Origin of the sequence: Pseudonocardia sp. SID8383 (genome assembly GCF_009864975.1) — a bacterium.
GTDB lineage: Bacteria > Actinomycetota > Actinomycetes > Mycobacteriales > Pseudonocardiaceae > Pseudonocardia > Pseudonocardia alni.
Genome location: NZ_WWFY01000222.1, coordinates 1 through 1,454 on the forward strand (window position 1 = coordinate 1; position 1,454 = coordinate 1,454).

At 78.0% G+C, this 1,454-nt stretch carries 2 protein-coding genes; both read right to left on the reverse strand.

What is annotated here, in order from left to right:
• On the reverse strand, positions 1–660 hold a 660-nt coding region (locus GTW08_RS05445), incomplete at its 3' end, for a universal stress protein (protein WP_161151503.1).
• Positions 657–1,454 (reverse strand): universal stress protein (locus GTW08_RS05450; RefSeq protein ID WP_161151504.1); only part of this gene is annotated, 798 nt, incomplete at its 5' end. The genes GTW08_RS05445 and GTW08_RS05450, both read right to left, overlap by 4 nt.

A 1,454-nucleotide genomic window follows, 5' to 3' on the forward strand; every position in this document is an offset into this window, starting at 1 on the left:
CACCCCGCGGCCGTCGCCGTCGAGCGGCACCGCGCCCCGATCGTCGTCGCCGACGACGACGGCGACCCGGGGCCGTCCGGGGAGCAGCGCCTCGGCCTCGTGCAGCGCCTGCGCCGCCCCCGGCGACCCGTCCCACCCGACGACCACCGGCCCCGTCCGGGCCCGCTCGCGTTCGTCGACGAGCATCGGGAACGGCACGACGAGCACCGGAACGGGGCTGTGCTGGACGACGAGGTCGGTCGTGCTGTCCAGCACCGCGGAGACGCCGCTCAGGCCGCGGGCCCCGACGAGCACCAGGTCCGCACCGCTCTCCTGGGCCACGGCCGCGAAGCGCAGGCCGTCGCCGCCGTAGCTGCGTGCCACCCGCGCCGTGGCCGTCCACCCCTCCGCCCGGGCGACGACGCAGCCGAGCCGTGCCACCCGTTGGGCCTCGGCGGCACCCTCCTGCTCGACGAGCCCCATCAGCTCGTCGACGGTGCGGGCCCGGTCGACGAGCCGGCGTCGCAGGACGTCCCCGGCGAAGGGTGGCGTCCACAGGTGCAGCACGGTCGCGTCGGCGCCGGGCAGCAGGTCGGCGGCCACCCCCAGTGCGGCGATCGCGGCAGGCGACCCGTCGAACCCGACCAGCACGCGGGGGCCGGCCGCCGCCGGACCCGTCATCCCGCCACCCGCCGGGAGACCTCGGGACGGACGACGGCCACCGGGCAGGCGGCGTGGTGCACCAGGGACTGGGCGACCGAGCCCAGGACGAGACCGGCGAGACCTCCCCGTCCACGCGCACCGACGACGACCATCCCCGCCTCGGCCGAGGCCCCCTTCAGGGCCGCCGCGGGCGAGCCGTGGGTCACGTGCGTCGTGACCGGTACGTCCGGGTACTTCTCGCGCAGCGCCGCCACCGCCTGCTTCAGCTCCTCGGCCTGCGCGCGGCGCAGCTCCACCGTGTCGAGCAGCACCGCGACCGCCGGATCCATGGCCGGTTCCCCCCAGGCCCGTACGGCGACCAGTGCGGTCCGCCGCTGCGCGGCCGTCTCGACGGCGTAGGCGAGTGCCGCCTCGGAGCCGTCCGACCCGTCCACCCCGACGACGACGGGGCCGTCGGCGGCCTCGTTCCCCCGTACGACGACGAGCGGGCAGTGCGCCGACGCGGTCAGTGCGACACCCGTCGACCCCAGCAGCAGACCGCGGAAGCCACCTCGTCCGCGGTTGCCGACCACGACGGCCGCGGCGTGCCGTGACTCGTCGGCGAGCACCGCGGCCGGTCTCCCGTCCCGGACGACGGTCCCGACCCGCTCGGGGGGCAGGAGCGGGGCCACCGCCGCGGCCGCCGCCCGGAGGTGGTCCTCGGCCGCCGCGACGGTGGCCGCCCTCAGCTCGGCCCACACCTGGGGTCCGGCGTCGGCAAGCAGCGGCGGGTCCGTGGCCACCGCGACCAGGCGCAGGGGGCGTCCGGCCGC